This is a genomic window from Nonomuraea spiralis, from assembly GCF_014648435.1.
Classification (GTDB): Bacteria; Actinomycetota; Actinomycetes; order Streptosporangiales; family Streptosporangiaceae; genus Nonomuraea; species Nonomuraea spiralis.
This window is the reverse complement of sequence record NZ_BMRC01000057.1, coordinates 1-1,253: the sequence shown is the minus strand read 5'-3', so window position 1 is coordinate 1,253 and position 1,253 is coordinate 1. Positions and strand designations below refer to the sequence as shown.

1 protein-coding gene and 1 pseudogene are annotated in these 1,253 nt (G+C 66.2%); one reads left to right on the top strand and one right to left on the bottom strand.

Annotation, left to right across the window (positions count from 1 at the left end):
- Positions 1-275: pseudogene (gene tnpA / locus IEZ27_RS52145) on the bottom strand (IS200/IS605 family transposase); the annotation flags it as partial.
- A gap of 82 nt (positions 276-357) precedes the next feature.
- On the opposite strand from tnpA, the gene IEZ27_RS52140 reads away from it, so the two are divergent.
- Positions 358-1,253, top strand: an 896-nt coding sequence (locus IEZ27_RS52140; protein WP_189654103.1) for an RNA-guided endonuclease InsQ/TnpB family protein, incomplete at its 3' end; no start/stop codon positions are given.

The following is a 1,253-nucleotide window of genomic DNA, read 5'->3' as shown; positions in this document are numbered from 1 at the left end:
CCCGACCACAGCTTGTTCGCCCGGTAGTAGTGGGCGGCCAGTTCGGGGAACTCCTGTCGCATCCGCCGCGAGGACACACCTTTGAGGCTGTTGACCAGTTTCGACAGGGCGATCTTGGGTGGGAAGTTGACCAGCAGGTGGACGTGGTTGTTCTCGCCGTTGAACTCGGCCAGGCCGGTCTCGAAGTCGGTGCAGACGGCCCGCATGATCTCTTCCAGGCGGGTCAGGTGCGCGTCGGTGAACACCCGATGCCGGAATTTCGTCACGAAGACCAAATGGGCGTGGAGCACGAAAACACAGTGTCTGCCTGTTCTGATATCGCTGTACTCGGCCATAACCCAACCGTATGATGATCGGGTGCAGTTGCGGTACAACTACCGGATCGACCCGACCCCCACCCAGCGGATCGCGCTGGGCCGGGCGTTCGGGTGCGCCCGGACGGTGTTCAACGATGCACTGCGTATGCGCAACGACGCCCATGAGAACGGGTTCCCGTTCGTGAGCGACGCCGAGCTGTCGCGCCAGGTCATCACCGAGGCGAAGAAACGCCCCGATCGGGCGTGGCTGGGCACGGTGTCAGCCGTGGTGTTGCAGCAGGCGCTCGCCGGCTGCGCGACGGCGTTCCGGAACTTCTTCGCATCGGTGTCAGGCAAGCGCAGGGGCCCGAAACTCGCCCCGCCCCGGTTCCGGTCCCGCAAGGACAACCGGCAGGCGATCCGGTTCACCAGGAATGCCCGGTTCAAGGTGAGCCAGAACGGGAAACTCGTCCTGCCGAAGATCGGCGAGGTCGCGGTGCGCTGGTCACGGGGCCTGCCTGCCGACCCGTCCTCGGTCACGGTCATCAAGGACGCGGCGGGCCGGTACTTCGCCAGCTTCGTGGTCGAGGTCACCGTGCAACCACTGCCCGCCGTCGAAGCCGAGACCGGGATCGACCTCGGGCTCGGGCACTTCGCCGTCCTACCGGACGGAACGAAGATCGGCTCTCCCCGCTTCCTGCGCCGGGCGGAGAAACGGCTGAAGAAAGCCCAACGCGCCCTGTCTCGGAAAGGGAAGGGCAGCACGAACCGCGACAAGGCCCGGCACAAGATCGCCCGGGCGCACGCACGGGTCGCCGACGCCCGCCGCGAGTTCCACCACCAGCTCTCCACGCAGATCATCCGCGAGAACCAAGCGGTGTTCGTGGAGGACCTGGCGGTGAGCGGGCTGGCGCGCACGAGGCTGGCCAAGAGTGTGCACGATGCCGGGTGGTCGGC